Source organism: Microbacterium sp. ZXX196 (genome assembly GCF_009709595.1).
GTDB lineage: Bacteria > Actinomycetota > Actinomycetes > Actinomycetales > Microbacteriaceae > Microbacterium > Microbacterium excoecariae.
Genome location: NZ_WMEE01000071.1, coordinates 1 through 298, shown reverse-complemented (window position 1 = coordinate 298; position 298 = coordinate 1). Strand labels below are relative to the sequence as shown.

1 protein-coding gene is annotated in these 298 nt (G+C 43.0%); it reads right to left on the bottom strand.

All coding sequences use genetic code 11. The features are described 5' to 3' along the window. Positions 1-280, bottom strand: a 280-nt coding sequence (locus tag GJQ66_RS14835; RefSeq protein ID WP_230379578.1) for a hypothetical protein, incomplete at its 3' end; no start/stop codon positions are given. Positions 281-298: the final 18 nt, after the last annotated feature.

The following is a 298-nucleotide window of genomic DNA, read 5'->3' as shown; positions in this document are numbered from 1 at the left end:
GAAGGAAGCCATTACCCTGTACTGTTACGGGAATACCAACCCTTAAGCCTGTGGTAGTGATTTTCCCCTGATGGTCTATTACTAGGGGCTCCTGAGCACCATCTGCTGCAATATTCCTCTGCCAAAGAGCTTCAGAACGGGGGTTAATGTTATAAGGGAAATAATCGGCATCATAAATCGAAGCAATACGCTTCTTCCCGCTTTCTAATGTTATGCTGAAATACGAGTCTAGTGCCTGTAATACGACTTGAGCCTCTATCAGAAGAGGGAAAAACACCAATACTAAACTGTATAAATA